General features: G+C 72.9%; 24 protein-coding genes and 1 pseudogene. 11 read left to right on the top strand and 14 right to left on the bottom strand.

The window, feature by feature from the left end:
* The 6 genes and pseudogenes from ACFWR9_RS30395 to ACFWR9_RS30370 form a co-directional block, all read right to left on the bottom strand.
* Positions 1–482 (bottom strand): annotated as a pseudogene (locus ACFWR9_RS30395) (hypothetical protein); the annotation flags it as partial.
* A 77-nt stretch (positions 483–559) separates the two neighbouring features.
* Positions 560–1978 carry a hypothetical protein gene (locus ACFWR9_RS30390; protein ID WP_383847463.1) on the bottom strand — a complete coding sequence of 473 codons (1419 nt, stop codon included), beginning with the start codon at positions 1976–1978 and terminating at the stop codon, positions 560–562.
* Positions 1979–2204: 226 nt separating this feature from the next.
* Complete coding sequence (locus ACFWR9_RS30385) at positions 2205–3176, bottom strand: N-acetylglucosamine kinase (protein WP_383847425.1); 972 nt, start codon at positions 3174–3176, stop codon at positions 2205–2207.
* Entirely contained in the window at positions 3167–4432 is a 1266-nt protein-coding gene (locus ACFWR9_RS30380; protein ID WP_383847423.1) for a 6-phospho-beta-glucosidase, read from the bottom strand. The genes ACFWR9_RS30385 and ACFWR9_RS30380 overlap by 10 nt, the downstream gene beginning before the upstream one ends.
* Before the next feature lie 254 nt (positions 4433–4686).
* A complete protein-coding gene (locus ACFWR9_RS30375) occupies positions 4687–5898 on the bottom strand; it encodes an ROK family protein (protein WP_383847422.1) in 1212 nt (403 codons plus the stop codon).
* A gap of 219 nt (positions 5899–6117) precedes the next feature.
* On the bottom strand, positions 6118–7218 hold the full coding sequence (locus tag ACFWR9_RS30370; protein ID WP_383847420.1) for a mechanosensitive ion channel family protein: 1101 nt from the start codon (positions 7216–7218) through the stop codon (positions 6118–6120).
* Between the two features lie 305 nt (positions 7219–7523).
* Between ACFWR9_RS30370 and ACFWR9_RS30365 the strand changes: the two genes are divergently transcribed.
* On the top strand, positions 7524–8060 hold the full coding sequence (locus ACFWR9_RS30365) for an HNH endonuclease (protein WP_125495453.1): 537 nt from the start codon (positions 7524–7526) through the stop codon (positions 8058–8060).
* A gap of 36 nt (positions 8061–8096) precedes the next feature.
* Here ACFWR9_RS30365 and ACFWR9_RS30360 read toward each other — a convergent pair whose 3' ends face one another.
* Together ACFWR9_RS30360 and ACFWR9_RS30355 are read right to left on the bottom strand one after the other, a co-directional pair.
* Positions 8097–8654, bottom strand: a complete 558-nt coding sequence (locus ACFWR9_RS30360; RefSeq protein ID WP_383847461.1) for a Uma2 family endonuclease — start codon at positions 8652–8654, stop codon at positions 8097–8099.
* Between the two features lie 26 nt (positions 8655–8680).
* Entirely contained in the window at positions 8681–9124 is a 444-nt protein-coding gene (locus ACFWR9_RS30355) for an ATP-binding protein (protein WP_383847418.1), read from the bottom strand.
* A gap of 203 nt (positions 9125–9327) precedes the next feature.
* Here ACFWR9_RS30355 and ACFWR9_RS30350 point away from each other — a divergent pair, with 203 nt between their 5' ends.
* From ACFWR9_RS30350 to ACFWR9_RS30340, 3 genes are all read left to right on the top strand, one after another.
* A complete protein-coding gene (locus ACFWR9_RS30350; protein ID WP_383847417.1) occupies positions 9328–10215 on the top strand; it encodes a helix-turn-helix domain-containing protein in 888 nt (295 codons plus the stop codon).
* Positions 10215–10391 carry a DUF397 domain-containing protein gene (locus ACFWR9_RS30345; protein WP_383847415.1) on the top strand — a complete coding sequence of 59 codons (177 nt, stop codon included), beginning with the start codon at positions 10215–10217 and terminating at the stop codon, positions 10389–10391. The genes ACFWR9_RS30350 and ACFWR9_RS30345 overlap by 1 nt, the downstream gene beginning before the upstream one ends.
* A 691-nt stretch (positions 10392–11082) precedes the next feature.
* On the top strand, positions 11083–11832 hold the full coding sequence (locus tag ACFWR9_RS30340) for a hypothetical protein (RefSeq protein ID WP_383847413.1): 750 nt from the start codon (positions 11083–11085) through the stop codon (positions 11830–11832).
* On the opposite strand, the gene ACFWR9_RS30335 is transcribed toward ACFWR9_RS30340, so the two are convergent.
* From ACFWR9_RS30335 to ACFWR9_RS30320, 4 genes are all read right to left on the bottom strand, one after another.
* Positions 11807–12550, bottom strand: coding sequence for an ATP-binding cassette domain-containing protein (locus ACFWR9_RS30335; RefSeq protein WP_383847411.1), 744 nt, complete (start codon positions 12548–12550; stop codon positions 11807–11809). The genes ACFWR9_RS30340 and ACFWR9_RS30335 overlap by 26 nt on opposite strands.
* Positions 12547–13125: a hypothetical protein gene (locus ACFWR9_RS30330; RefSeq protein ID WP_383847409.1), complete on the bottom strand. Its 579-nt coding sequence runs from the start codon at positions 13123–13125 to the stop codon at positions 12547–12549. Before ACFWR9_RS30330 ends, ACFWR9_RS30335 begins: the two co-directional genes overlap by 4 nt.
* Entirely contained in the window at positions 13122–14114 is a 993-nt protein-coding gene (locus ACFWR9_RS30325) for a hypothetical protein (RefSeq protein ID WP_383847407.1), read from the bottom strand. Before ACFWR9_RS30325 ends, ACFWR9_RS30330 begins: the two co-directional genes overlap by 4 nt.
* Before the next feature lie 359 nt (positions 14115–14473).
* Positions 14474–14896 (bottom strand): hypothetical protein, encoded by a 423-nt coding sequence (locus ACFWR9_RS30320; protein WP_383847405.1) that lies wholly within the window; start codon positions 14894–14896, stop codon positions 14474–14476.
* Between the two features lie 433 nt (positions 14897–15329).
* Between ACFWR9_RS30320 and ACFWR9_RS30315 the strand changes: the two genes are divergently transcribed.
* The 3 genes from ACFWR9_RS30315 (at position 15330) to ACFWR9_RS30305 (ending at position 18126) form a co-directional block, all read left to right on the top strand.
* Complete coding sequence (locus tag ACFWR9_RS30315) at positions 15330–15629, top strand: hypothetical protein (RefSeq protein WP_383847403.1); 300 nt, start codon at positions 15330–15332, stop codon at positions 15627–15629.
* A 7-nt stretch (positions 15630–15636) separates the two neighbouring features.
* The gene (malQ, locus tag ACFWR9_RS30310) at positions 15637–17748 is read left to right on the top strand and encodes a 4-alpha-glucanotransferase (protein ID WP_383847401.1); all 2112 of its coding nucleotides are present in this window, start codon (positions 15637–15639) and stop codon (positions 17746–17748) included.
* Between the two features lie 72 nt (positions 17749–17820).
* On the top strand, positions 17821–18126 hold the full coding sequence (locus ACFWR9_RS30305; RefSeq protein ID WP_383847399.1) for a hypothetical protein: 306 nt from the start codon (positions 17821–17823) through the stop codon (positions 18124–18126).
* Positions 18127–18256: 130 nt separating this feature from the next.
* Here the strand turns inward: ACFWR9_RS30305 and ACFWR9_RS30300 are convergent, their stop codons facing one another.
* Positions 18257–18919 (bottom strand): TetR family transcriptional regulator, encoded by a 663-nt coding sequence (locus ACFWR9_RS30300; protein WP_383847397.1) that lies wholly within the window; start codon positions 18917–18919, stop codon positions 18257–18259.
* 172 nt (positions 18920–19091) lie between these two features.
* Between ACFWR9_RS30300 and ACFWR9_RS30295 the strand changes: the two genes are divergently transcribed.
* Positions 19092–20594: an FAD-dependent monooxygenase gene (locus ACFWR9_RS30295; RefSeq protein WP_383847395.1), complete on the top strand. Its 1503-nt coding sequence runs from the start codon at positions 19092–19094 to the stop codon at positions 20592–20594.
* A gap of 21 nt (positions 20595–20615) precedes the next feature.
* On the opposite strand, the gene ACFWR9_RS30290 is transcribed toward ACFWR9_RS30295, so the two are convergent.
* Positions 20616–21149, bottom strand: coding sequence for a MarR family winged helix-turn-helix transcriptional regulator (locus ACFWR9_RS30290; RefSeq protein ID WP_383847393.1), 534 nt, complete (start codon positions 21147–21149; stop codon positions 20616–20618).
* Positions 21150–21246: 97 nt separating this feature from the next.
* Here ACFWR9_RS30290 and ACFWR9_RS30285 point away from each other — a divergent pair, with 97 nt between their 5' ends.
* The 3 genes from ACFWR9_RS30285 to ACFWR9_RS30275 are packed head-to-tail and all read left to right on the top strand — an operon-like array spanning position 21247 to position 24088.
* Positions 21247–22197, top strand: coding sequence for an EamA family transporter (locus tag ACFWR9_RS30285; protein ID WP_383847459.1), 951 nt, complete (start codon positions 21247–21249; stop codon positions 22195–22197).
* Positions 22198–22232: 35 nt separating this feature from the next.
* Positions 22233–23153 (top strand): DMT family transporter, encoded by a 921-nt coding sequence (locus ACFWR9_RS30280; RefSeq protein WP_383847391.1) that lies wholly within the window; start codon positions 22233–22235, stop codon positions 23151–23153.
* 29 nt (positions 23154–23182) lie between these two features.
* Positions 23183–24088 carry a LysR family transcriptional regulator gene (locus ACFWR9_RS30275; RefSeq protein ID WP_383847389.1) on the top strand — a complete coding sequence of 302 codons (906 nt, stop codon included), beginning with the start codon at positions 23183–23185 and terminating at the stop codon, positions 24086–24088.
* Positions 24089–24281 lie beyond the last annotated feature (193 nt).

Below are 24281 nucleotides of genomic sequence, written 5' to 3'. Positions count from 1 at the left end.
GCGTGACTGTGCCGGCGCGTGTGTGTGTGTTGTGGGTGTGTCCAAGACCACCGCGGGCGCGGGCGGCGCGCGTTCGGCCCCCCGCCCCGGCGGTGCGCCAGGTCGATGTCGAAGCCCTCCAGCTCGGCGTCGCCGCCGCTGTTCGGGTCGCGGTAGCCCCAGCGGTAGCTGTTCTGGTCGACGCCGACGATCAGCTTGCGCTTCTCGCCCTCGCGGCCGCGGATCTCGTCGATGGTGGGGCCGTCGGCCGCGGACGGGGAGAGGGTCTGCTTCTCCGGGTCCGGGCACTCCTGCGCGGCCCGGGCCTGGCTGCCGTGGGCGACGCCGTGGCCGTCGTCCGCGCCGCCCGCGCCGCCGCTCTCGCCGTGTGAGCGGACCATCGGCAGGAGCAGGGCGAACAGCACCGCGAGGGCGCAGGCGAAGGCCATCGCGCCCACCCCGCCCCAGCCCTTCAGCCCGGTCCGCAATCGCCGCGCACGCATCCTCACGCCCCCTGCGCCTCCTGCGCCCCTTTCCATGGGGTCCCCTTCCCACCGGCCCGCCGGCCGCCCGTCCCGCCTCACCGGTACTCCGACAGCCTGCGTCCGATGCCCAGCAGCGCGCCGGCCGCGCCCAGTCCCGCCAGTATCCCGGCTCCCTGGGGCAGGAGGGTCATCGCGTCCACGCCGTCGCCGGCCGACCGCTCGAACTCGTCCTTCTCGTGCGCGAGCGCGGTGGCCAGCGAGTCGTCGACGCCGTCGAAGCACTCGACGGTGGCGCCCTCGCCGCCTATCACCAGGTCCAGTGCCTGCTGGTAGTTGCCGTAGTCGTCCTGCTCGCGGGCCGAGGCGTGCCGCTTCTTCCACTCCGTCATGTTGCCGCCTGCCGCGTCCACGGGCGACTCGCCCGCCTGGTCGTCGGCGAGCTTTCCCGCCTCCGCGAGCGCCTTGCCGAGGGCGTCCATGTTCTTCCCGAAGGCCAGGTCGTAGGAGTCGTACGTCTTGTCGCCCACCTTGGTGGTCTCCGCGCCGCGGGACACCAGGGTGAGGTTCTCGTTGCCCCGGGCCTTGAGGGAGGCGATGCGGGCCTCGTTCAGCGCGTTCAGCGAGCGTACGCCGTGCTCGTAGGAGTCGGTCAGGTTCGACCGGGCGACGCTGTGGCCGACGACCAGCCAGAGCATGACGACCGTGGCGGTGGCGGTGGCGGCGACCAGGCCGTGGTTCAGGACCCGGTTGGTGCGCCGGTAGTTGCGGTGCTGCGCCCAGGCCAGCGCGGCGAGCACCACGACGCCGAGGGCGATCGCGGCCCAGGGGTAGGGCTTGGCGTCGCCGTAGTCGGCGCTCAGCCGCCGGTTCTCCGTCTTGTAGAGGTCCTCCGCCGCCGGGAGCATCTCCTTCTGCATCTTCTCGTTGGCGTAGCGCAGGTAGGCGCCGCCGACCGGGAAGCCCTGCCGGTTGTAGGTGCGGGCGCGCTCGACCAGGCCCTTGTACTCGGGCAGCAGCCGGTTCAGCCTGGCGATGGTCTTCGCGGCCGGCGAGTCGGGGTCGGAGTTGGCGGCGGCGGTGACGAGCCCTTCGGCGGCGGCGCGGATGCCGTTGTCGTACCGGTCGCGGGAGTCCTTGGTCTCCTGGCCGCCGGCGAGGAAGCCGCTGGAGGCCGCCGTGTTGGCCTCGGCCAGGGAGCGGTAGATGCCGGCCGCGGCGGAGCTGAGGGGCTGGCTGCGGGTCAGCACGTCGTCGGCCGCGGTGGACCGGTCGTTCATCTGCCAGGCGGTGACGGCGCCGAAGGCGACGACCAGCGCGGCGAGCAGCGCGCCGATGATGCGCAGGCGTCCCGGTTCGGTGACCGCCGCCGCGCGCAGCCGGTCCACGCCCTCGGCGAAGGCGGTGCGCCGCGGTGGGGCCGGCGGCTGCGAGGGCGCCGCGGGTGAGCCGCCGGCCGGGCCCTGCTCGGGCGCCGGGGGGCCGGACTGCGGCGGCACGGCGGGCGGCGCGGGCATGCCCGGGCCCGGCGGCGCCGCGCTGCTGCCCTTCGGCGGTCGAGTCACTCCTGACCTCCCCCATGGTCATCCGTCGCCGCAAGTATCGCTGCCCGCACCGACATTCGCACCGGCCTTCACCCGATCTTGATTTGATCACGGTGCAACGCACCACCCCTGCCCATGAATACGCCGGCGGAACCGGTTCGGTTCCCCGAGCCGGCCCCGCCGCCCGTCCGGCGCGGCCTCAGACCGCGAACCGCTCCCGCACCCGCGCACGGGCCCCGGCCCCCGCACCCACCCGGTCCAGACCCAGCAGCGCCGCGCCCAGCACCGGCCGTGCCGTCACCACCGTGGGGACGGCCTTGGGGGCGCGGGCCGCCAGCAGCTCCCGTATCCGGTCGTCGAGCTGCGGATGGCGCGCCGCCAGGACGCTGCCGCCGAGCAGGACCGGCGCCGGTTCGGACAGCAGGTCCAGCCGGGTCAGCGCGACCGTCGCCATCGCCACCACCTCGTCGGCCTGCCGGTCCACGATCGACCGGGCGAGCGGGTCGCCGGCCGCCGCCGTGGCGAACAGCACGGGGGTCAGCTCGTGGCGCCGGACGGGTTCGACGTGTCGCAGGTGCAGGGCCTCGATGAGGGCGTACATCGAATCGAGCCCGAAGTGCGCCGGCAGCGTCCGGGCCAGTTCCGTGGGCCCGCCCCGGCCGTCCTCCGCGCGTGCCGCGTGCCACAGCGCCTCCTCGGCCAGCCCCCAGCCGCCGCCCCAGTCGCCGGACAGGCGGCCGATGGCGGGGAAGCGGGCGGTGCGGCCGTCGGGGCGCATGCCGACGCAGTTGACGCCGGCCCCGCACACGACGGCGACGCCGAGCGGCTCGTCGACGCCGGCCCGCAGGATCGCGAACGTGTCGTTGCGCACGTCGACACTCGCGCCCCACGCGCGCGCGTGCAGCGCGGCGGCCAGTTGCTCCTCCTCCACGGGCAGGTCGGCGTTGGCCAGGCACGCCGACACATGCTCGACGGAGCCGACACCAGCCGCCGCGAAGGCCCGCGTCACCGCCTCCGCCAGGGCGTCCACGGCCCGTTCGACGCCCACCGCGGGCGGGCGGAAGGCACCGCCGCGGGCCGTGCCCAGCACCTCCCCGTCCGCCGTCACGACGGCCACGTCGGTCTTGCTGTTGCCCGCGTCGACGGCGAGGACGCTCGCGGTCAGGCCCACGCCAGGTGCTCCCGGTTGTGTGCGATCAGCCGGTCGGTGAGCTGCTCGGCGTACCCGTACTGGCCGACGAGCGGGTGGGCGAGCAGCGCCCGGAAGACCCGGTCCCGGCCGCCGCGCAGGGCCGCGTCCAGGGCGAGGTCCTCGTACGCGGTCACGTTCGCCATCAGGCCCGCGTAGAGCGGGTCCACGGCCGCCACCGGCAGCGGGGCGGCACCCTTGGGCCCCACCGCGGCCGGCACCTCGATCACGGCGTCGTCGGGCAGGAAGGGCAGCGTGCCCCGGTTGTACGTGTTGACCACCTGGTACGGGGAGCCCGCGCCGCCGAGCAGGGCGGCGGCCAGGTCCACGGCGGCCTCCGAGTAGTAGGCGCCGCCGCGCTTGGCGAGCAGGGCGGGCTTCTCGTCCAGGGCCGGATCGCCGTACATCTCCAGCAGTCGCCGTTCCATCTCCGCGACCTCGGCGGCCCGGGAGGGCTTGGTGCGCAGTTCGTCCACGACCTCGTCGTGCGCGTAGTAGTAGCGCAGGTAGTAGGAGGGGACGACGCCGAGGCGGTCCAGGAGGGGCCGGGGCAGGCGGAGGTCGGCGGCGACCGCGTCCCCGTGTTCGGCGAGCAGCCGGGGCAGGACGTCCTCGCCCTCGGGGCCGCCGAGCCGGACGCCGGTCTCCCAGGTGAGGTGGTTGAGGCCCACGTGGTCCAGGTGGACGTCGGCGGGCGTCACGCCGAGCAGCGCGGCGAACTTGCGCTGCAGCCCGATCGCCACGTTGCACAGGCCGACCGCCCGGTGGCCCGCCTGGAGCAGGGCCCGGGTCACGATGCCGACCGGGTTGGTGAAGTCGATGATCCAGGCGTCCGGGTTGGCCCGCCGGACCCGCTCGGCGATGTCCAGCACCACCGGCACCGTGCGCAGCGCCTTGGCCAGGCCGCCCGCGCCGGTCGTCTCCTGGCCGACGCAGCCGCACTCCAGCGGCCAGGTCTCGTCCTGCTCGCGGGCCGCCTGGCCGCCGACGCGCAGCTGGAGCAGTACGGCGTCGGCGCCCTCCACGGCCGCGTCCAGGTCGGAGGTGGTGGCGACACGGCCGTCGTGTCCCTGCCTGGCGAAGATGCGGCGGGCGAGGCCCCCGACCAGTTCCAGCCGGTCCGCCGCCGGGTCGACGAGGACCAGCTCCTCGACGGGCGGCGCGTCCCGCAACCGGGCGAAGCCGTCCACGAGTTCGGGCGTGTAGGTCGAACCGCCGCCGACCACGGTGAGTTTCATGCAGTCATCCCCCTTTGCTCGGGTCAGTGTCAGTGTGACGCCCTTGACGAGCGCCTTCTGCGGCGTTCGGATCGTCCGAGGCGCCGGAATCGGCCTCGCCGGTACAGGCGGTGGCGAGCAGGGCGAGGGAGGCGGAGGTGGCGACCGCGAGCGCGGCTTTTCTGGATATTCCGGGCATGGCGAAGCTCCCTGGGGCAGGGCGTGGCGGGACGGGGGGCGCTGGTGCGGGGTGGGTGGTGCCGTGCGGGGGTGGCTCAGCGTGAGGTGTCGAAGACCTCGTCGCGGGTGGTCGCGAGCGCGCTCTCCAGCGCGCCGCGCAGTACGGGGTGTTCGGTCACGTCACCGACGACGAGCCGGGGCCGGGAGGCGGCCAGCTCCTCCAGCTCGTCCTGGACCAGGTCGCGCAGCGCCTCGCCGCCGGCCGCGAGCGAGGTGCCGCTCAGGACCACCAGCTCGGGGTCGAGCACCGAGACGAGGGAGGCGAGGCCGGTGGCCAGGCGGGTGGCGTAGGTCTGGAGCAGCCGGCGGTGCGGGTCGTCGTCGGTGTGCGCGGCACGGGCGACGAGGGCCGCGGCGGCCTCGTAGTACGGCCCCGACGGCAGGTCGGTGAGGCCCAGCTCGCGGGCCAGTCCCGGCAGCGCCTGGGAACCGGCCAGCTCCTGGAAGCCGCCGCTGCCGGTCCGGCTGACCTTGCGGACCAGCGGGGCGCCCGGCACCGGCAGGAACCCGACCTCGCCCGCGCCGCCGGTCCAGCCGCGGTGCAGCCGGCCGCCGAGGACCAGCGCGGCGCCCAGGCCCTCCTGGTTCCACAGCAGCACGAAGTCCTCGTGCCCCCGGGCCGCGCCGAGGCGCTGCTCGGCCACGGCCGCGAGGTTCACGTCGTTCTCGTACTCCACCGGCATCGGCAGCGCGGCGGCGAGTTCGTCGAGGAGGGCGGGGGAGTGCCAGCCGGGCAGGTGGGAGGCGTAGCGCAGCCGTCCGGTGCCCGGGTCGAAGGCGCCCGGGGTGCCGATGACGAGGCGGTGGACGTCGGCCCGGGCGAGTCCGGCGGCCTTCACCGCGCCGTCGAGGGCGTCCGTGACCTGCTGGACGACCGGGGCGACGGGCCGCCGGCCCGGGGTCGGCAGCTCGTACCGGCCGACGGTGCGCCCGGTGACGTCGGCGACCGCGGCCAGGACGCGGTCCGGGGTGACGTCGAGTCCGGCGGCGTACGCGGCGGCCGGGTTGACCTCGTAGAGCTGGGCGCCGGGCCCGGGACGCCCCTCGGTAGTACCCCCGGCCAGCACCAGCCCCGCGGCCTCCAGTCGGGCCAGCAACTGCGAGGCGGTCGGCTTCGACAGGCCGGTCAGCTTGCCGATCCGGGTCCGGGACAGCGGCCCGTGCTCCAGCAGGAGGTCCAGGGCGGCCCGGTCGTTCATGGCGCGCAGGACGCGCGGGGTGCCCGGCGTTCCGGCGGTACCTGCCATGCGTGTCCACACCTGCCTCTCGGCCGCTCAGCCTTTCAGTGGGGGACGGGTAAGTCCACTGCGCGCCCCACCGACGGTGACTGTTAGGAAAGTTTCCTGTTGGCTGAGAAACGTAGGCCCGCCCGGGAGGGGGCGTCAAGAGACCGCCCCCGAGGCAACGCAGTCGTTACCTCGGGGGCGGCGTCGGGTTGGTATCCGGGCGGTGGGGGCCCGGTCCGGCTACTTACTGGTGCTCGGCGGAGGAATCGGGGACGCGGCGACGGACTGCGGCGACACCGTGCTCGCGTACGCCGACGGCGCCGCGACACCCGCCGTCGGGTCGGCGGCGGCCGGGACGCCGTCCACCGGGAACGTGGCCCCGCCGACGATCGCGATGCCGGCCTCGTCGAAGCCCCGCTTGATGCGCCAGCGCAGCTCACGCTCGACGGTGAGGGCCTTGCCGGGCATGGTCTTCGCGGAGACCCGCACCACCATGGAGTCGAGCAGTACGGAGTCCAGGCCGAGGACCTCGATCGGACCCCAGAGCATCTCGTTCCAGGGCTCCTCCTTGCTCATCCGCTCGCCGACCGCGGCGAGGGTCTCCTTCACCTTGTCCAGGTTCTCGTCGGAGCGGACGGTCACGTCCACGCCGGCCGTGGACCAGCCCTGGGAGAGGTTGCCGATCCGCTTGACCTCGCCGTTGCGGACGTACCAGATCTCGCCGTCGACGCCGCGCAGCTTGGTCACCCGCAGCCCGACCTCGATGACCTCGCCGGAGGCCACGCCCGCGTCGATGCTGTCGCCGACGCCGTACTGGTCCTCCAGGATCATGAAGACGCCGGACAGGAAGTCGGTGACCAGGTTGCGGGCGCCGAAGCCGATCGCCACGCCCGCGACACCGGCGGACGCCAGCAGCGGGGCCAGGTTGATCTGGAAGGTGCCCAGGATCATCAGCGCGGCGGTGCCGAGGACGACGAAGCTGGCCATCGAGCGCAGTACGGACCCGATGGCCTCCGAACGCTGCCGGCGCCGCTCGGCGTTGACCAGCAGTCCGCTCAGCGCGGTGCCGCCGGACGACCCGGTCCTGCGGTTCATCCGCTCTATCAGCTTGGTGATCGCCCGCCGCACCACCGCCCGCAGGACCGCCGCGATCACCACGATCACCAGCACCCGCAGCCCGATCGCGAGCCACGTCGACCAGTTCTCCTCGACCCAGCCCGCGGCGTTCGTCGCCTGTTCCTGGGCGTCCTGGAGCGAGGGCACCGGTGTCGTCGTCGACTCCGAGGGGGTCGGGGACGGCGATGGACCGGCGGCCATGCGGACGGCGGCGGACAGGGACACGACGGCTTACCTCCAGGTGCGGCGGCCCGTCCTGAGAGGTCCGGTCCAAGGTCACGGAAAGGTCACCGGACGGGCAGATGCACCACACTAACGGGGCACCGGGCGCGGAACGGCCCGAAATGGGCGGGAGAGACGGTCCTCACCCGCGCTCGGACTGGTCACGCCCCCGGCGCCGCGCCCCGTGTGGTCGAAAACACTCCCGGCCCGTTACCGGGACATGGTGGCGCTTCGACCAGCCATGAGGGGAGACTGAACCAGATCGTCCCGGCGCGAGCCACGCGCCGCCGACGCCCAAGGAGGCACCCGTGCCGCATGTCCTGGTCCTCAACGCGTCGTACGAGCCGCTCGGCGTCGTACCGCTCCGCCGCGCGCTCGTCCTCGTCCTCGAGAACAAGGCCGTATGCCTTGAGGAGTCCGGCGCCTACCTGCACAGCGCGACCGTCACCGTGCCCGCACCCAGCGTGGTCCGGCTCAAGCGGTTCGTGCGGGTCCCCTACCGGGGGCCCGTCCCGCTGACCCGACGGGCGCTGTTCGCCCGCGACGGGGGCCGCTGCATGTACTGCGGCGCCGTCGCCACCAGCGTCGACCACGTCATCCCGCGCAGCCGCGGGGGGCTGCACGCCTGGGACAACGTGGTGGCGTCCTGCCGCCGCTGCAACCACGTCAAGGCCGACCGGCACCTCGGCGAGATCGGCTGGCGCCTGCACCACAAACCCGCCCCACCCACCGGCCTGGCCTGGCGCATCATCGGCACGGGCCATAGGGACCCGCGCTGGCTGCCCTACTTGCAGCCGTACGGCGCGGAGGACGCGATGGCCCGGATCGACGGCATTTCCGCCTGACGGTCCGGGCCTTCGCGTACGCCGGGCCGGGGCCGCTCAGCGCACCCAGTTCTTCAGCGGCTCGGTGTCCAGCGCGATCCCGACCGGCTCGGGCAGGACAACCTCCTTGCCGAAGGGCAGCGTCTGCACGGTCTCGTACCGGCCCCCGTCCGGCCGGCTGTGCACCTTGACCTCGCAGGTGTCACGGTCGATCAGGAGGTATACGGGGATGCCGGTCTCGGCGTAGGCGCGGGGCTTCTCGACGCGGTCGCGCCGGTCGGTGTCGGAGTCGTACGAGGTGACTTCTACGACCATGAGGACGGGGGCGGGGTCGGCCCATTCGCCGGCGCCGCCGAAGGTGTAGCTGGGGGCGAGGGAGCCGTCGGGGCGGGCACGGCCCTCGCGGCGGGCGCCGACGATCAGACCCTGCCGGGAGTTCAGCCACAGCTCGGGGCGCTGTTGCAGGCAAGCGCGGGTGAGCCACTGCAGCGTGCTTCCGCGGTTGCCGTCGGGCGATGCCTTCCCGCTCAGACTCCCGTGAATGAACTCCAGGCGCGCGCCCTCCGCCGTCCTGACGGCATGCCGGGCGAGTTCTTCGAATTCGGTGACGAGCATCTGGGGCGGGTTGGCGGTCACATGCCTCACCGTAGGGGATGCCGGGCGGGGGAGGAGATGTCCCACTCGGCGTACACGGTCTTGCCGACGGTGCGCGGCTCCCAGCCCCACCGCGCGGTGACCGCCTCGACCAGTAAGAGTCCTCGTCCGAACTGACCGGCGGCGCTCCCGACCGGGCGCGGGCTCGGCAGCCGCTCACCGCGCGGGTCGCTCACCTCGACCCGCAGGGTGCGGTGACCGAGGGTGACCCGCACGCGGATGAGCCGTCCCCGGAGGCTGCCGTGCAGCAAGGCGTTGGTCATCAGCTCCGAGACGACGAGGGCGATGTCTCCGGCGAGTCCCGGCTGTCCCCACTCGGCAACGAGTCGGGCGGCTCTGCGCCGGGCGAGGGGGATGCTGCGCTGGGTGGGGGTGTAGTCGAGGCGGTCTTCGCGGAGGAGCGGTGTGGGCAGGGGCGCGGGGTCTGTCATGGAGAGGAGCCTCCTGATGCGAGCGGCGGTGGCTCTGCCGCGCCTGCGCGAGGGCAGCGCGGTGCACTTCCGCCGAGGAAGGGGCCACGGAGTCAGCGGCTGGATACTCAACGTAGTGGGTTCGTCTTCCCGGGGGCAATCGCTACAGGGAATTAATTCCCCAGAGTTGGACGGGATAGACGGATCGGCGCGACACTGTGGCGGTGACGCGATCAACTCAAGCCGCAGGAAACCGGATCTCGACGGTTCTGGGCCGCAAGCTGGGTGCCGAGCTGCTGCGTCTGCGTGACGCATCGGGCAGGACCCAGCAGCAGGCAGCCGGGGCCATCTCGGCGACCGCGACGAAGGTCGTGAAGATGGAACGCGGCTGGGTTCCCATGAGGGACCCGGACATCCGCGCGCTTTGTGAGTTCTACGGGGTGGGGCGCGAGGGCCGGACCGTCAACCGGCTGCTCGGCCTCGCTCGGCTGGACCGGGAACGTCGTAAGGCCAAGGGGTGGTGGAGGCAGTCGCCGCAGGCCGAGGCGGTGGCGGAGTACATCTCCATGGAGGATGTGGCCAGTCGGATCCGCACCTGGCAACAGTCCTTCGTACCCGGCCTGCTCCAGACGCCCGAGTACACGAGGGCGCTGGTGGTCAGCGAGGGTGTCTGGACGGATCCGGACGAGATCGAGGGTGTCGTCGACGTCCGGAAGAAGCGGCAGGAGCGTCTGGAGGGGAGCGAACCCCTTCAGTTGTACGCGGTCATCTGGGAAGCGGCTCTGCGGCAGCAGGTTGGCGGGCCCGACGTGATGCGTGCGCAGCTCCACCGCATCCTGGAGCTGGCGCAACTTCCCAACGTGCGGCTTCAGGTGCTGCCGTTCCGTGCGGGCGGGCACGCCTGTATGGCTGGAGCCTTCAGCATCGTCTCGTTCGTCGAGCCCGAGGCCGTGGATGTGGTCCACGTCGACACCATCGCGGCTACCGTGTGGGTCGAGGACGGGGGCGAAAGCGCCACGTACAGCTCGTTCTTCGACCGCACCGCACGACTGAGCCTGGCGCCCAAGGACTCGCTCAGACTGATCGAGAGCATCAGCGAGGACATGCATTGATGAACGGCTTCGACTTCGTGAGGTCCAGCTACAGCAGCGGAAGCGGCGAGTGCGTGGAAGTCGCCCTCAACGTCCCCGAAACCGTGGCCGTCCGCGACTCCAAGGACTCCGGCGACGGCCCGATACTCCGCCTCACCCCGGAGGCGTGGACGGAGTTCACCGCGTCGCTGAACTGACCTCCGCACACGAGTCGTTCACCGGAACGGTCACGGGCAGGGCGGCTCGGTGTCCAGGGCGATCCCGACCGGCTCGGGCAGGACAACCTCGTTGCCGAAGGGCAGCGGCTGCACGGTCTCGTCCCGTACGTGGACTCGCCGTCAGCCGAGTAGGTCTGACGGGTGGTCGATTCGGGTCGGGAACGGGGATCCTGTGGCCGAAATCGGCTGCGAAGGGCGGAGTCACTCCGCACAGGCTGAGGTATCCGTTCACACTCTGTGTGAGAGCGAACCCGTACCCGTCGGGTGTCCGCGTACTGCAGCCGCGCGGGCGTGAATCCCGGTCGGCCTCGATCGTCCAGCCCTGCCCCACCCAGACCCGCAACATCAGATCGTAGTACCGGTCGGAAGTCGTTCGAGGGCAGGGTCACACCGTCGTGGAACGTCGCCTTGGGAAGGTCCGGATGCCGCAGCGCAAGCGCTAGTTCGGGAGGCAGCGCCCCGAGCGTCTCGGTGAAGTACCACAGCAGCCGGGCGCGGAGCGCGGCCTGGGTCGGCTCCGCCGGCATGCGGTCCTCGTTTCGTCGTGGCGGGGGACTGTGCGCCGCCGCTTTGGAAACACGAGCGTTGGAGGGGGACTCGCGGGTATCAACGGCCCGTAGATTACCTGCGATCGGCGGGCCGGTCGGGGTCCCGTACGGAGGGGGCAGCCTTGGCGCAGATACCGGGCGCGAGCGAGAAGCTGGACCGGCTGGGCCGGATTCTGCGTGCGCGGATGGTGGAACTGATCGGCGGTCTGACTCCGGGCAGCGATCTCGGCTCGCTGCTCTTCAGCGGGCCGAGGGTCGTGGAGTGGCGCGAGCCGCTGCGTCACGAGTACTGGGCCCAATTCCGCGGGGAGCGGCCCGCGAGCGTCCGTCCCGCCGAGGCCGCGTCCCGCGCAGCCGTCCTGCTCGACTCGGCGCAGGGGGAGGTGGCCGAGTCGCAGGAGAACGACGGGCCGAAGCGCTGGTACGTGGTCACCGGCCGTCAGGACGGCAGCGGTATCGAGGTCCGTGTGAGCGGCCACACACCCACCGTGGTGTTCACGGGGCGGACACCGGCGATGCTTCTGTACGGTCCGCAGGAGTTCCGGTGGCCCGAGCCGGTGTGCACGCCCGAGACCGTCTCGCCCGGGTATGTGCTGTGCTACGAGTGCGAAGGCCTGGGCGCGTGCCCCGGCTGCGGCGGGCACGCGCCCAGGCCTTCGCCGCGGGCCGCCGGCACACCCGCTGCGTCGTGTGCCACACGGAACGTGTCTGCCTGTTCTGCCGGGGCGCCGGTCAGCTATACATCGCAGACCTCTCGCCGAACCAGCGGGGCTTCTACCCCGAACTGGGTTAGCCTGCCCGCTTGTCGTTCGCTTTCGCGACTTCATCGACCGGCGTCGTACAGGATCAGGCGGCCACGCCCCGGTCCCTGAGCAGCGCGGTGTAGGCCGCCTCGGCGGCGCGCCCCTCCACGGTTCCGGGCGGGGTGTGCGTCAGGAAGCTGTCCGTGTCGCCGTGGTGGAGGACGCTGCCGCCGTACATGACGGTGACGTGGTCGGCCTCCTCCGCGAGGTCGGCGACGTCGTGCGTGGACAGCAGGACCCGTACGTCGTCGGTGAGCGTGCGCAGGATGTCCCGGAACACGCGGCGCTGGTAGGGGTCCATGCCGGCGGTGGGCTCGTCCAGCAGCAGGATCCGCGCGCCGTGCACCAGCGCACCCGCGACGCCCACCCGGCGCAGCTGGCCGCCGGAGAGGCGATTCGTGCGCGTACCCGCCTGGTCGGCCAGGTTCACCCGCCCCAGGGCCCGGCGCGCCTGCTGCCAGGCCTCCGCGCGGTTCATCCCCTTGAGCCAGCCGACATAGGCGACGTACTCCCGCGCGGTCAGCGTGGGCATGGGGACGATGTCCTGCGGCATCCACGCCACGGCCTGCCGGTAGGTGGCCGTGCCGGCCGGTTCGCCGTCCAGGGTCACCCGGCCCTGCTGCGGCCTGTTCACCGAGGCCGCGAGCTTCAGCAGGGTGGACTTGCCCGCGCCGTTGGGACCGAGCAGGACGGTGAGACCCTCCGGCAGGGCGTAGGAGAAGTCCCGCAGCACGGGCTGCTTCCAGCGCCGGTAGCCGTAGGTGCAGTTGCTGAGTTCGAGTGTCACGCTGTTTTCCTCGACGAACGGATCTGGGCGGCAAGGCCGATGGCGAGCACCGCCAGGGAGGCGACGGCCGCGAACAAGTTGTCCGCGGGGAGGGCGACAACGGTCCACAGGTGCGGCACGTTCCCGCGGAACCCGACGACCACGACGGTGACCAGCCACCCCACCGGGATCATCACCGCCGACTGGCCGGCCCAGGCCCGGCCGAGCAGCATCAGGCCGGTCAGGAACACCGCGTTGCGCCCGCCGGCCGTGGCGCCTGCCGTGCCTTGGGCGGCGGCCACCAGCGCACTGCACAGCACAGCAGCGCCCACCACCGCGACCACGAGCAGGTTGTCGAGGCGGGTCAGGGGGCGGACCCCGGAGACCTCGGCGGCGGGCAGCCGCGACTCCAGAGCAGCCATCAGGCAGGCGAAGAGGGGGACGGGCACGAACATCGACAGCGCGACCCTGGGGGCGCCGGTGATGGAGGGCAGCAGCACCGTGGTGCCCTGCACCGCGTAGAGCGCGGCGGCGAAAGCGACGAGGGCGAGGGGGAGCAACTGGTGGCCCCGGCGCGCCTTGAACCACCACCTCACGACGCCTTCGCCTCACAGGTGTCGAGCGTGCGCCTGATCCACCGCGACTGCTCGGCCGCGGGCTCGGCCAGCACCTTCTTGACGTCGGCCCGCACCAGCTTCTCCAGTTCGACCGCCACGGGGTCCCGGCCCTCCTGCGCCCGCCGCTGCCGGTACGCGTCTTCCTGGCCGGTCTTGACGGCAGCCCACAGCCAGGCGGCGTGCGCATTGCGTGCGGGGACCTGCTTGCAGCGGAAGTGCAGGGAGCGTACGACGATCTGGTACGTGGCGTCGCCGCCGCGCACCGCACCGGTGAGGACCATGCGCCACTTGGTGTCCGTGGACGGCTTCCGCAGGCGCCCGTCGGCGTAGCTGTCGGTGATCAGTTCGGGTCGGGCCGTGGTCGCCCCGGCCTCGCGCAGTACGCGCAGTGCCTCGGCGGTCTCGCGCTGGACCTGTGGCAGACGCTGCGCGTTGAATTCCGGCACGCACATGCGCGGCGCGCTCCCGGAGCAGACCATCGCGACGTGCCCGCTGGTCAGCGGCGGTGTGGCCGACCAGCCGGAGGCGGCTCGGTAGGCACCCAGCACGCCGGTCACGGCGACCACGGCCGCGACGACGACCCGGACGGCCCGCCAGCCGTAGGGCAGCCAGAGGATCAGCAGGCCCACGGCGATGCCGCCGGCCAGCAGCACGGGCACCGCCGCCGTGATCAGGTCGGGTACCTCTCCGTAGCCGATGCTGCCGAACTGACCTGAGACGTGGCGGGGCCAATAGGGCAGTACGGCACGGGTGAAGGCGACGGTGATCCAGTCGGCCACGGCCAGGATCGGGGTGGCGATGATGCGGGGCAGCCAGCAGCCGACGGCGAACCCCAGGACGGCGTGGGCGACGCACAGGACCAGTCCGGCGAGCGGCAGTCGCAGGCCGTCGAGAGTGGGCAGGGTGGCGGACCGGGCCAGCGAGACCGCCGCAGGCAGCAACAGGACCAGCCAGGACAGCGCGATCACGGGTGCGAGGGCGTTGGCCGCGATGCGATAACGCGAACGAGCGGGTGCCAGTGCCCATACCCGTGCGCTCCGCAGTCGGCCACTTTCCCAGCAGGCCAGTGCGGCAGCAGTCGCATAAGCCAACGCGTAAAGCGTCTTGAGCGGCTCCGCGATAATGCTGGGTGCGTAATTGTAATAGCTGGAAAGAGGCGCTGTTTCGCCCGCCAGATAATAGAGGAGAGTCAGGGCGAGGACGATTGGTCCGGCCCATCGGACACTACCGCTGCGCAGACTGGTACTGAATTTCATGGAGTCTCACTGACCACGTTCCGGGCCGGGACGGGGGCGCCCCGGGTGGGACGCCCCCCAATGGGCTGAGATCAGCCGTCGGCCTTGGTGGTGTCGACGGAGACGCTCTTCACGCTCAGCTGCGGGCCGAAGGTGGAGCCGCCAATCTTCATGATCTTGAAGTAGTAGTCCCGCTTGCCGGACGGCAGGTCGGTCCACTCGCCGTTGCTGGTCCCGCCGCCGAAGCAGGCGGTGTACGTCTTGTTGTCGTAGGACTCGTCCGGCTGCAGCGATATGTCGTTCCACATCTGCACGTCGGTGCTCTTGGAGCCGTCGGTGGTGCAGTTGGTGAACAGGACCTGCGAGTACAGCTCGTCCGACCAGCGGCGCGACTCGAACGACGCGCTGGCGGCCGTGATCGAGCTGCTCCAGTTGGCTTCGGCGATGGGGGCGAGCGCGAGCGTGATCACTGCCGCCGTGCCGGTCACCATCGAAATACGAGCACTGCGCTTCATAATCTCTATTCTTCCCTTATGGGGCATGGGTAGATATTTGTGAAGCGGAAAGCCCCCCGCATTCCCCCACCCCCGTGAGCGCAGGGGCTGATGTCCCCGCAAACGGAATCTAGCGCAGTAGTTACCGGTCAGGCAACTTCGAATTTCGCGGTGAATCACCCGAAGGTGCGTGAATGTTCTGTTCGCCCTCGCGAAATGCTCCGTTTGCCCTCGGCCGGCGCGGGGGCCTGGTGGCGGCACGGCACTCCGTCGCCCCGCCGGCCGCGTGTCCGCCCACGCGGGCGCAGTCGAAGGTGATGACGCGCGGGGGCACAATGTGATGAGGGGCACGTTGTCGGTCAGGTCAGGTCTGGGTCGGCGTCGACTGGGTAGGGGGCCGCTGTAACCCGCCATAAGCGTGCTCGCAACACAGCCCGACCCAAAGGAGACCTCCGTGGCTGCACCCCTCCTGCTCCCGGCCCCTTCCAAACCCGTGGCGGAGCCGTCCACGCCCTGGGCCAAGCCCTCCGCCGCCTCCGAGCCCCCGCACTACTGCGTCTTCGGCGCCGCCCAGAGCTTCGCCGAGACCCCGCTGACCAGCGAACCTCCGCTGCCCGACGCCGAGCCCCTGACCAGCGAGTCGCCGTTCGCCGACGCCGTACCGCTGACCAGCGAGTCCTCGCCCGAGCTCACGGCGGACGTGCCGGAGCAGGGCGGCCCCTCCTTCGCCGTCCCGGAACCGACGAGGTCGTAGATCACAGATGCCAGCAGCCGGGCCGGCCGAGCCCCCCGCCGAGGACCTTCCCGAGGATCTGACCAGGCTCGCCGCCCTGCACGGCGTCGCCACCTCCTACCGTCCGTCCCCGGACCGCACCGTCCCGGCCTCGGCCACCGCGGTGAGCCTCGCGCTGGCCGCCCTCGGCGTGGACACGAGCACCCCCGAGGCCGTACGGGCCGCGCTCGCCGCCCGCGAGACCGGGCTGCGTGACCGCCTGCTGCGGCCCACCGTCGTCGGCCGGAGCGACGGCGGCACGCCGGCCGCCCTCGCCGCACTGCCCGAGGGCACCCGGCTCCGCGTCGACACCGAGCAGGGCGAGACCCGCGACGACGCCGGACGGCTCCCGTCCGGCGTCCACCGCCTGACCGCCACCGCCCCCGACGGCCGCACCGCACAGGCCCACCTGATCGTGGCGCCCGCCCGGCTGCCCGCGCCCGCCGGGCGCTCCCACGGCTTCCTCGTCCAGCTCTACTCCCTCCTCTCCCGCCGCTCCTGGGGCATGGGCGACCTCGGTGACCTCCGCGAACTGGCCGACTGGGCCGGACGCGCCCTCGGCGCCGGATTCGTCCAGGTCAACCCCCTGCACGCGGCCGTGCCCGGCGCCCCCTCCGACCCCTCCCCGTACCGGCCCTCCTCGCGCCGCTTCCCGGACCCCGTCCACCTGCGGATCGAGGACGTGCCCGAGTACGCGTACGTCACCGACCCCGACCGCGCCCGGACGCTCGGGGAACGGGCGGGGCGGCTGCGCGGCGCCGTACTGGACGACGGCGCCCTCATCGACCGCGACGCCGTGTGGGAGCTGAAGCGCGACGCCCTCGACCTGCTCCACGAGGTCCCCCTCGGACCCGGCCGCCGCGCCGCCTACTGCGACTACCTCGCCGCACAGGGCACCGCGCTGGAGGACCACGCCACCTGGTGCGCGCTCGCCGAGATCCACGGTCCCGACTGGCACCGCTGGCCCGAGGGCCTGCGCGACCCCCGCTCGGCCGCCACCGACCGCGCCCGCACCGAGCTGATGGACCGCGTCGACTTCCACTCCCGGCTCACCTGGCTCACCGACACCCAGCTCACCGCCGCCCAGCACACCGCCCGCGAGGCCGGCATGCCGGTCGGGATCGTCCACGACCTCGCCGTCGGCGTGCACCCGCGCGGCGCCGACTCCTGGGCGCAGCAGGACCACTTCGCCCGCGGCATGTCGGTGGGCGCCCCGCCCGACGCCTTCAACGCCCTCGGCCAGGACTGGGGCCTGCCACCCTGGCGCCCCGACCGCCTCGCCGACTCCGGGTACGCGCCCTTCCGGGACCTGCTGCGCGGCCTGTTCCGCTACGCCGGCGCGCTGCGCGTCGACCACGTCATGGGCCTGTTCCGCCTGTGGTGGGTCCCCGAGGGCCACCCGCCCACCGAAGGCACCTACGTCCACTACGACGCCGAGGCCATGCTCGCCGTCCTCGTCCTGGAGGCCACCCGGGCCGGCGCCGTCGTCATCGGCGAGGACCTGGGCACCGTCGAACCCGGCGTGCGCGAGGCGCTGCGCGAACGCGGGGTGCTCGGCACCTCGGTGCTGTGGTTCGAGCGCGACTGGACCGGCGACGGCCGGCCGCTGCCCCCCGAGCGGTGGCGCGCCGACTGCCTGGCCACCGCCACCACCCACGACCTGCCGTCCACCGCCGCCCGCCTCACCGGCGAGCACGTCGAACTCCGCGACCGCCTCGGCCTGCTCACCCGCCCGCTGGAGCGGGAGCGCGCCGAGGCCGCGGCGGACACCGCGGAGTGGCTCGACGTCCTGGCCCGGCTCGGGCTGCTGCACGGCACCGGCGGGGACACCGGTACCCCCGCCGAGGAGGCGGAGATCCAGGCCGTGCACCGCTTCCTGCTGCGCACCCCGGCCCGCATGGTCGGCATCTGGCTCCCGGACGCCGTCGGGGACCGCCGCCCGCAGAACCTCCCCGGCACCTGGGACCAGTACCCGAACTGGCGGCTGCCCGTCGCCGACGCCGAGGGACGCCCGGTGACCCTGGAGGACCTGGCCGCCTCACCCCGCCTGCACGCCCTGATCGACGTCGTACGGGAACGCGGCGGCGACCGGGACTGCTGAGCCGGGCGCCGGCGGGCCCCGTACGGGCACCCCGGGCGCGCGGTCCCCGAGGCCGTTCGCTAACTTGGCACCGTGGACAAGAAGAACGCCCTGCGCGCCGGCGCCCTGGCAGCCGGTACGACGCTGATGATGCTGCTCATGTCGTCCCCCGCGCTCGCGCTGACCCGCGACGACGGCGACGACCCCGGCACCGGCCTGAGCGTCATCGAGACGCTGGGCTACTACGTCCTGGCCCCGCTCGCCCTGTTCGTGGTCATCGCCGGTCTGGTCATGGTCCTGGACAAGTCCAAGCCGGAGCACCGGGTGATCACCCCCAACACCAAGGGCAAGACCAAGGGCAAGACCAAGGCCAAGGCCGAGGTGGCCGCGAAGGTCTGAAGGGTCTGAGCCGCCAACGCCCGGCCTCACACCTCAGCTCGACCGAGGGCGCCGCTCCCATCGCACGGATGGGGGCGGCGCCCTTTGGCGTTTTCACGGGTCGGGGTCGCGTGGTTCAGGGATTCGGCTGTCAGGGATTCGGCGCGGTCAGATAGCGCTGGAGCGTGGGCGCCAGCCACGCCAGGACCTCCTCGCGGTGCAGCTCCACGGCCGGCGGGAACCGCAGGATGTACCGGGCGAGCGCCAGACCGAGCACCTGCGTCGCGACGAGCGCGGCCCGCGCGGGAGCCTGCTCGGGGTCCGGGCACACCCGTCGGGCGACCGGCAGCACCTGGTCGCGGAAGATGCCCTGCATGCGCTCGGCTCCGGCCTGGTTGGTGGTCCCGGCCCGGAGCAGGGCCGTGAGCACCTCGTTCTCCTCCCATCGGGAGAGGAAGTGCGTCATCAGGGCCCGTCCGACCTCCTCGCGCGGCAGCTCGGACAGGTCGGGCAGCGCGAGATCGATGGTGACGGCCGCCGCGAACAGGCCCTCCTTGTTGCCGTAGTACCGCATCACCATCGACGGATCGATGCGCGCGTCCCGGGCGATGGCGCGGATGGTGGCCCGCTCGTAGCCGTCGGCGGCGAAGCGCTCGCGAGCCGCGTCCAGGATCGCGGCGCGGGTGGAGTCGGAGCGGCGGGCGGTCGTTCCGTGGTCGTCGTGCTCGTCCTGGTCGCCGTGGCCGCCGTGGCCGCCGTGGCCGCCGTGCTCGCCGTGGTCGTGGGTGCCGCTGGAGGGCGTGGTGCTGGGCATGCCTACGAGCGTAGGCCAACATGCGTGGGCCAACAAGTGTTGACGGCGGTCCGTAACCGCCCTACGGTGACAACGATCGTTGGCAAACGCACGTTGGCAAGCGCGCGTTGGCCCGCAGTTGTTGGCACAAAGCCGTTGGCACACAGCCGTTGGCATCGCCAAGGAGGCCCACATGAACGGCACCCGGCACGAGACCCCCCGCACCGGCACCGGCACCGGCACCCGCACCGTGATCGTCGTCGGAGCGGGCCCCACCGGCCTGCTCCTCGCCGGCGACCTCGCCACCGCCGGCATCCCCGTCACCCTCGTCGAGAAGCGCCCGCACCGGATCAGCAACCTCTCCCGCGCCTTCGTCCTGCACGCCCGCACGCTGGAGCAGTTCGACGCCCGCGCCCTGGCGGACGAACTGGAGGCGATGGGCCGGCCCCTGGACAGCCTCCGCGTCTTCGGCCGCCTCACCATCGACCTCACCACCCTCCCCTCCCGCTTCCGGCACCTCCTCGTCCTCCCGCAGTACGAGGTCGAGAAGGTGCTGGAGCGGCGGGCGGTGGAGGCGGGGGTGGAGTTCCGGTACGAGACCGGGGTGACCGGTCTGCACCAGGACCCGGCCGACGACACCGTGACCGTCGAGGTCCGAGGGCCGGGCGGGGAGCCCGGGACGCTGCGGGCGGCGTACGTCGTCGGCGCCGACGGGATGCGCAGCACCGTGCGGGAGGCGATCGGCCTGTCGTTCCCCGGGCGTTCGGTCATCCGCTCCGCCGTTCTCGCCGACGTACGGCTCGCCGAGGAGCCGGAGACCCTGCTGACCGTCAACGCCAACGGTGACGCCCTCGCCTTCCTGGCGCCGCTGGGTGACGGGTACCACCGCGTGATCGGCTGGCACCGGGGCCGCGACGTCCCCGACACCGAGCCGGTCGGGTTCGACGAGGTCAAGGAGATCACCCGCCTCGCCCTGGGCCGGGACTTCGGGATGCACGACGCCCGCTGGATGTCCCGTTTCCGAAGCGACGAACGCCAGGCACCCGCCTACCGGGTGGGCCGCGTGTTCCTCGCGGGCGACGCGGCGCACGTGCACACGCCGGCCGGCGGGCAGGGCCTGAACACCGGTCTCCAGGACGCGGCGAACCTGAGCTGGAAGCTGGCGGCCGTGCTGCACGGGCACGCCGGGACCGAGCTGCTGGACACGTACCAGCGCGAGCGGCACCCCGTCGGCAGGTCGGTGCTGCGCAGCAGCGGCGGCATCGTGCGCCTCGCCATGGCCAGGCGCCCCTGGACGCTGGCGTTCCGGGCCGCGGTCACCACCGTCCTCGGCCGCGTGGGCCCGGCCCGTCGCCGGGTCACCGGCCGGATCACGGGCATCGGCTACCGCTACCCCGCTCCCCGCGGCGCCCACCGGCTGACCGGCACCCGCGTCCCGGACCTGACCCTCGCGGGCGGGGGCCGGCTCTACGAGGCGTTGCGCGGCGGACGGTTCGTGCTGATCACCCCGGCGTCGGCCCCGGGCGCGGAGGTGTACCCGGACGGTGGCGACCGCAAGGAGCGGCTGTCCGTGGAGTGCTGGGCGAGCGGACGCCGTACGACCGTGCTGGTGCGCCCCGACGGGTACGTGGCCTGGGCGGCGGACGACGCCGGCGCGGCGGAGACCGGGTCGGCCGTCGCCGCGCACGTGGGCTGAGCGGGCCGCCTGCTTCCCGGTCTACTTCTCGGTGCCGGCCAGCAGGTCCCGCAGCAGGCCGGCCACCTGGCCGGCCTGGCGCGCGTCGAGGGCGGACAGGGCCTCCGTCTGGACGGCGAGGCCCGCGCCGACCGCCTCGTCGATCAGCTCCAGGCCCCGGTCGGTGAGCGTGACCTGGAGTCCCCGGCGGTCGTGCGGGTCGGGGGAGCGGCGCAGCAGTCCCGCGCGTTCGAGCTTGTCGAGCCGGCCGGTCATGCCGCCGGTGGTGAGCATCAGCGTGGCCGAGAGCTGCCGGGGCGAGAGGGTGTAGGGCTCGCCGGAGCGGCGCAGGGTGGCCAGGGCGTCGAACTCCCCGCGGGAGATACCGAAGCGCGCGTACGCCTTCTCCATCCGGTCGCCCATCGCGCGGGCCAGCCGGAAGACCCGGCCGAACACCTCCATGGCGGCCGTGTCCAGGTCGGGCCGCACCACCGCCCACTGGTCGACGATCGCGTCGACGGGGTCCTTGCGCGGCTCGGGGGATGGCTCGGGAAGTGGCCCGGGGCGTTCGGTCATGGCACGAGTATCGAGGCGATTCCGCTCGACCGCAAGAAAGTAGCTTGACGGAAACTTGCTTACGAGTAAGCTACTTTTCATGTCTGTCGTGTCTGTCATGCCTGCCGGTCGCCCCACCCTCATACTGCTCACCGCCCTCGCCCCCGTCTCCTGGGGCACCACCTACGCCGTGACCACCGAATTCCTCCCGCCGGACCGGCCCCTGTTCACCGGTCTGATGCGCGCCCTGCCCGCCGGTCTGCTGCTGCTCGCGCTCGCCCGGGTGCTGCCGCGCGGCGCCTGGTGGTGGAAGGCGGCGGTGCTGGGCGCGCTGAACATCGGCGCCTTCTTCCCGCTGCTGTTCCTCTCCGCCTACCGGCTGCCGGGCGGCATGGCGGCCGTCGTCGGCTCGGTCGGCCCGCTCTTCGTCGTCGGTCTCTCGGCCCTGCTGCTGGGGCAGCGGCCCACCACGCGCGCGGTGCTCACCGGCGTCGTCGCCGCGTTCGGCGTCAGCCTGGTCGTGCTGAAGGCAGCCGGGGGACTGGACGCGCTCGGCGCGCTGGCCGCCCTCGCCTCCGCCGCGTCCATGTCCACCGGCACCGTGCTCACCAAGCGCTGGGGCCGCCCCGAGGGCGTCGGCCCGCTCGCCCTCACCGGCTGGCAGCTGACCGCGGGCGGGCTGCTCATCGCGCCGGTCGCCCTGCTGGTCGAGGGCGCCCCGCCCGCCCTGGACGGCGCGGCGGTCGGCGGCTACCTCTACCTGGCGCTGGCCAACACCGCGGTGGCGTACTGGCTCTGGTTCCGCGGCATCGGCCGGCTCTCCGCCACCCAGGTCACCTTCCTCGGCCCGCTCTCGCCGCTCACCGCCGCCGTCGTCGGCTGGGCGGCGCTCGGCGAGACGCTGACGCCGGTGCAACTGGCCGGCATGGCGCTGGCGTTCGGGGCGACGGTCGCGGGGCAGCGGGCGCCGCGCACGGCGGCGGACACGGCGCCCGTACCTTTCAGTTCTCCTTCAATGAACGGTCGAAAAGATTCGATGGACCTGACGGGTCCGGGCCTGCGACGGTAGCTCCACCACGACCGCCGACCAGTGAAAGGACCTCCGTGGCAGTAGCCGACCGCCGGACCATCACACCCGCTCATACCCCTGCCGCCGCCCCCGTCGGCCCTGTCGCCCTCGGGATCGGGCTCGCCGTACTCGCCACCGTTGTCTGGTCCGGCAGCTTCGTCGCATCCCGTGCCCTGGGGGACAGCGTCCCGCCCGTCCAGCACGCGTTCTGGCGCTGGGTGGTGGCGCTCGCGGTCGTGGCCCCCTTCGGCGCCCGGCGGGCCTGGCGGCAACGCGCGCTCATCCGGCGCCACCTCGGCTTCGTACTCCTCGCCTCGCTGCTCGGCGTGACCGTCTACAACACCCTCGTCAACCAGGCCGGCGTCACCACCCCCGCCGCCAACATGGGCATGATCATGGCGGCGTCCCCGGTGCTGATGGCGGTCTACGAACGGGCGGGCGGCGTACGGCTCGGCGCCCGCCGGGTGGCGGGGCTGCTCGTCGCCTGCGCGGGTGTGCTGCTGCTGGTCGGAGGAGGGGCGGGCTTCTCGGCCGGCGACCTGTGGATGATCGCCGCGGCCTGCTGCTTCGGGTCGTACAGCGCGCTGCTGCGCCGCAGGCCCGCCGGTCTGGACGGGGCCGGGTTCCTGTTCACCACGTTCCTGTTCGGCACGCTCATGCTGCTTCCCGCGCAAGGCGTCAGCCTCGCCACACAGGGCGGCTTCAGCCCGGAGCCCGGTACCGTCCTGGCCCTCCTCTACGTCGGTGTCGCCTCCTCGGCCGTGGCCTTCTTCGCCTGGAACAGGGCGATCTCCCTGATCGGTCCGTCCCGCGCGGGCGTCGTCTACTACCTCCAGCCCGTCTGCGTCGCCCTGCTGTCCTGGGCGCTGCTGGCCGAGCCGACCGGCTGGGCGCAGGCGGGCTGCATGGCGCTGATCCTCGGCGGCGTCGTCCTCGGCGCGGGGTCGCGTCGGTGACGGGGGCCGCCCGCGGATAGGTTGCCGCCATGGCCGACTGGGACATCCGCAAGCTGCAGATCCTGCGGACGCTGCAGGAACGGGGCACGGTGACCGCGACGGCCGAGGCGCTGAACATGACGCCGTCCGCCGTGTCCCAGCAGCTGACGAACCTCTCCAGGCAACTCGGCGTGGAGCTGCTGCGGGCCCAGGGCCGCCGGGTCCGGCTGACGGACGCGGCCCGTCTCGTGCTGCTGCACACGGAGGCGGTCTTCGAGCAACTGGAACGGGCGGACGCCGAGTTGGCGGCGTATGTCCGGGGGGACGCCGGCGAGGTACGGGTCGGCGCGTTCTCCACCGCCGTTCCGGCCCTCGTCGTACCGGCCGTCACCGCGCTGCGGGCGACCCACCCCGCCGTCGCGGTGCGGGTGCGGGAGGCGGAGGCGCAGGAGGCGTACGAGCTGCTGGCCGTCGGCGATGTGGACCTCGCTCTCTCACTGGCCGCGCAGGCGCCGAGCGCCGCCGACCCGCGCTTCACCCGGGTCCCGCTGCTCGCCGACCCGCTGGACGTGGCCCTGCCCGGCGACCACCCGCTGGCCCGCGCGGAGGGGCTGCGGCTGGCCGACCTCGCCGCCGAGCCGTGGATCTTCGGCGGCAGCGGCCCCTGGTCCGACATCACCCGGGGCGCATGCGAGGCGGCCGGCTTCCGCCCGCACCAGGGCCACGCGGCGGCCGGCTGGACGGCGATCCTCGCGATGGTCGAGGCGGGCATGGGCGTGGCCCTGGTCCCACGCATGGCGGCGGTGCCGAGGGAGGGCGTGGTGATGCGCGAGCTGACCGCGGACCGCCCGGTACGGCATGTGGTCGCGGCGGTGCGGAAGGGGGCGGGGGAGGGCGGCGCGGTGGGCAGAGTCCTGGAGACCCTGCGCCGCGCCGCGGCTGACCGCGACGGCTGAGCCCGCCCAGCCCACCAGGGGTTCACCTGATTCTTGCGAGGAGGCTCCGGCGTTCACGCCGGGGAGGAATCGCAACCGGGTGTCGGGGGGGGGGGGGGGGGGGGCCCGGGGGGCCGGGGGGGGGGGCCGCCCCCGGCCGGGCGCGCCCCCCCCCCCGGGGGTGTGTTAGCTAATGAGAGGCAGAGAAAAAAAA

The sequence above is a fragment of the Streptomyces sp. NPDC058534 genome (assembly GCF_042717365.1).
Lineage (GTDB): Bacteria > Actinomycetota > Actinomycetes > Streptomycetales > Streptomycetaceae > Streptomyces.
The sequence above is the reverse complement of the archived record's forward strand: the minus strand, read 5'-3'. Positions and strand labels throughout refer to the sequence as shown.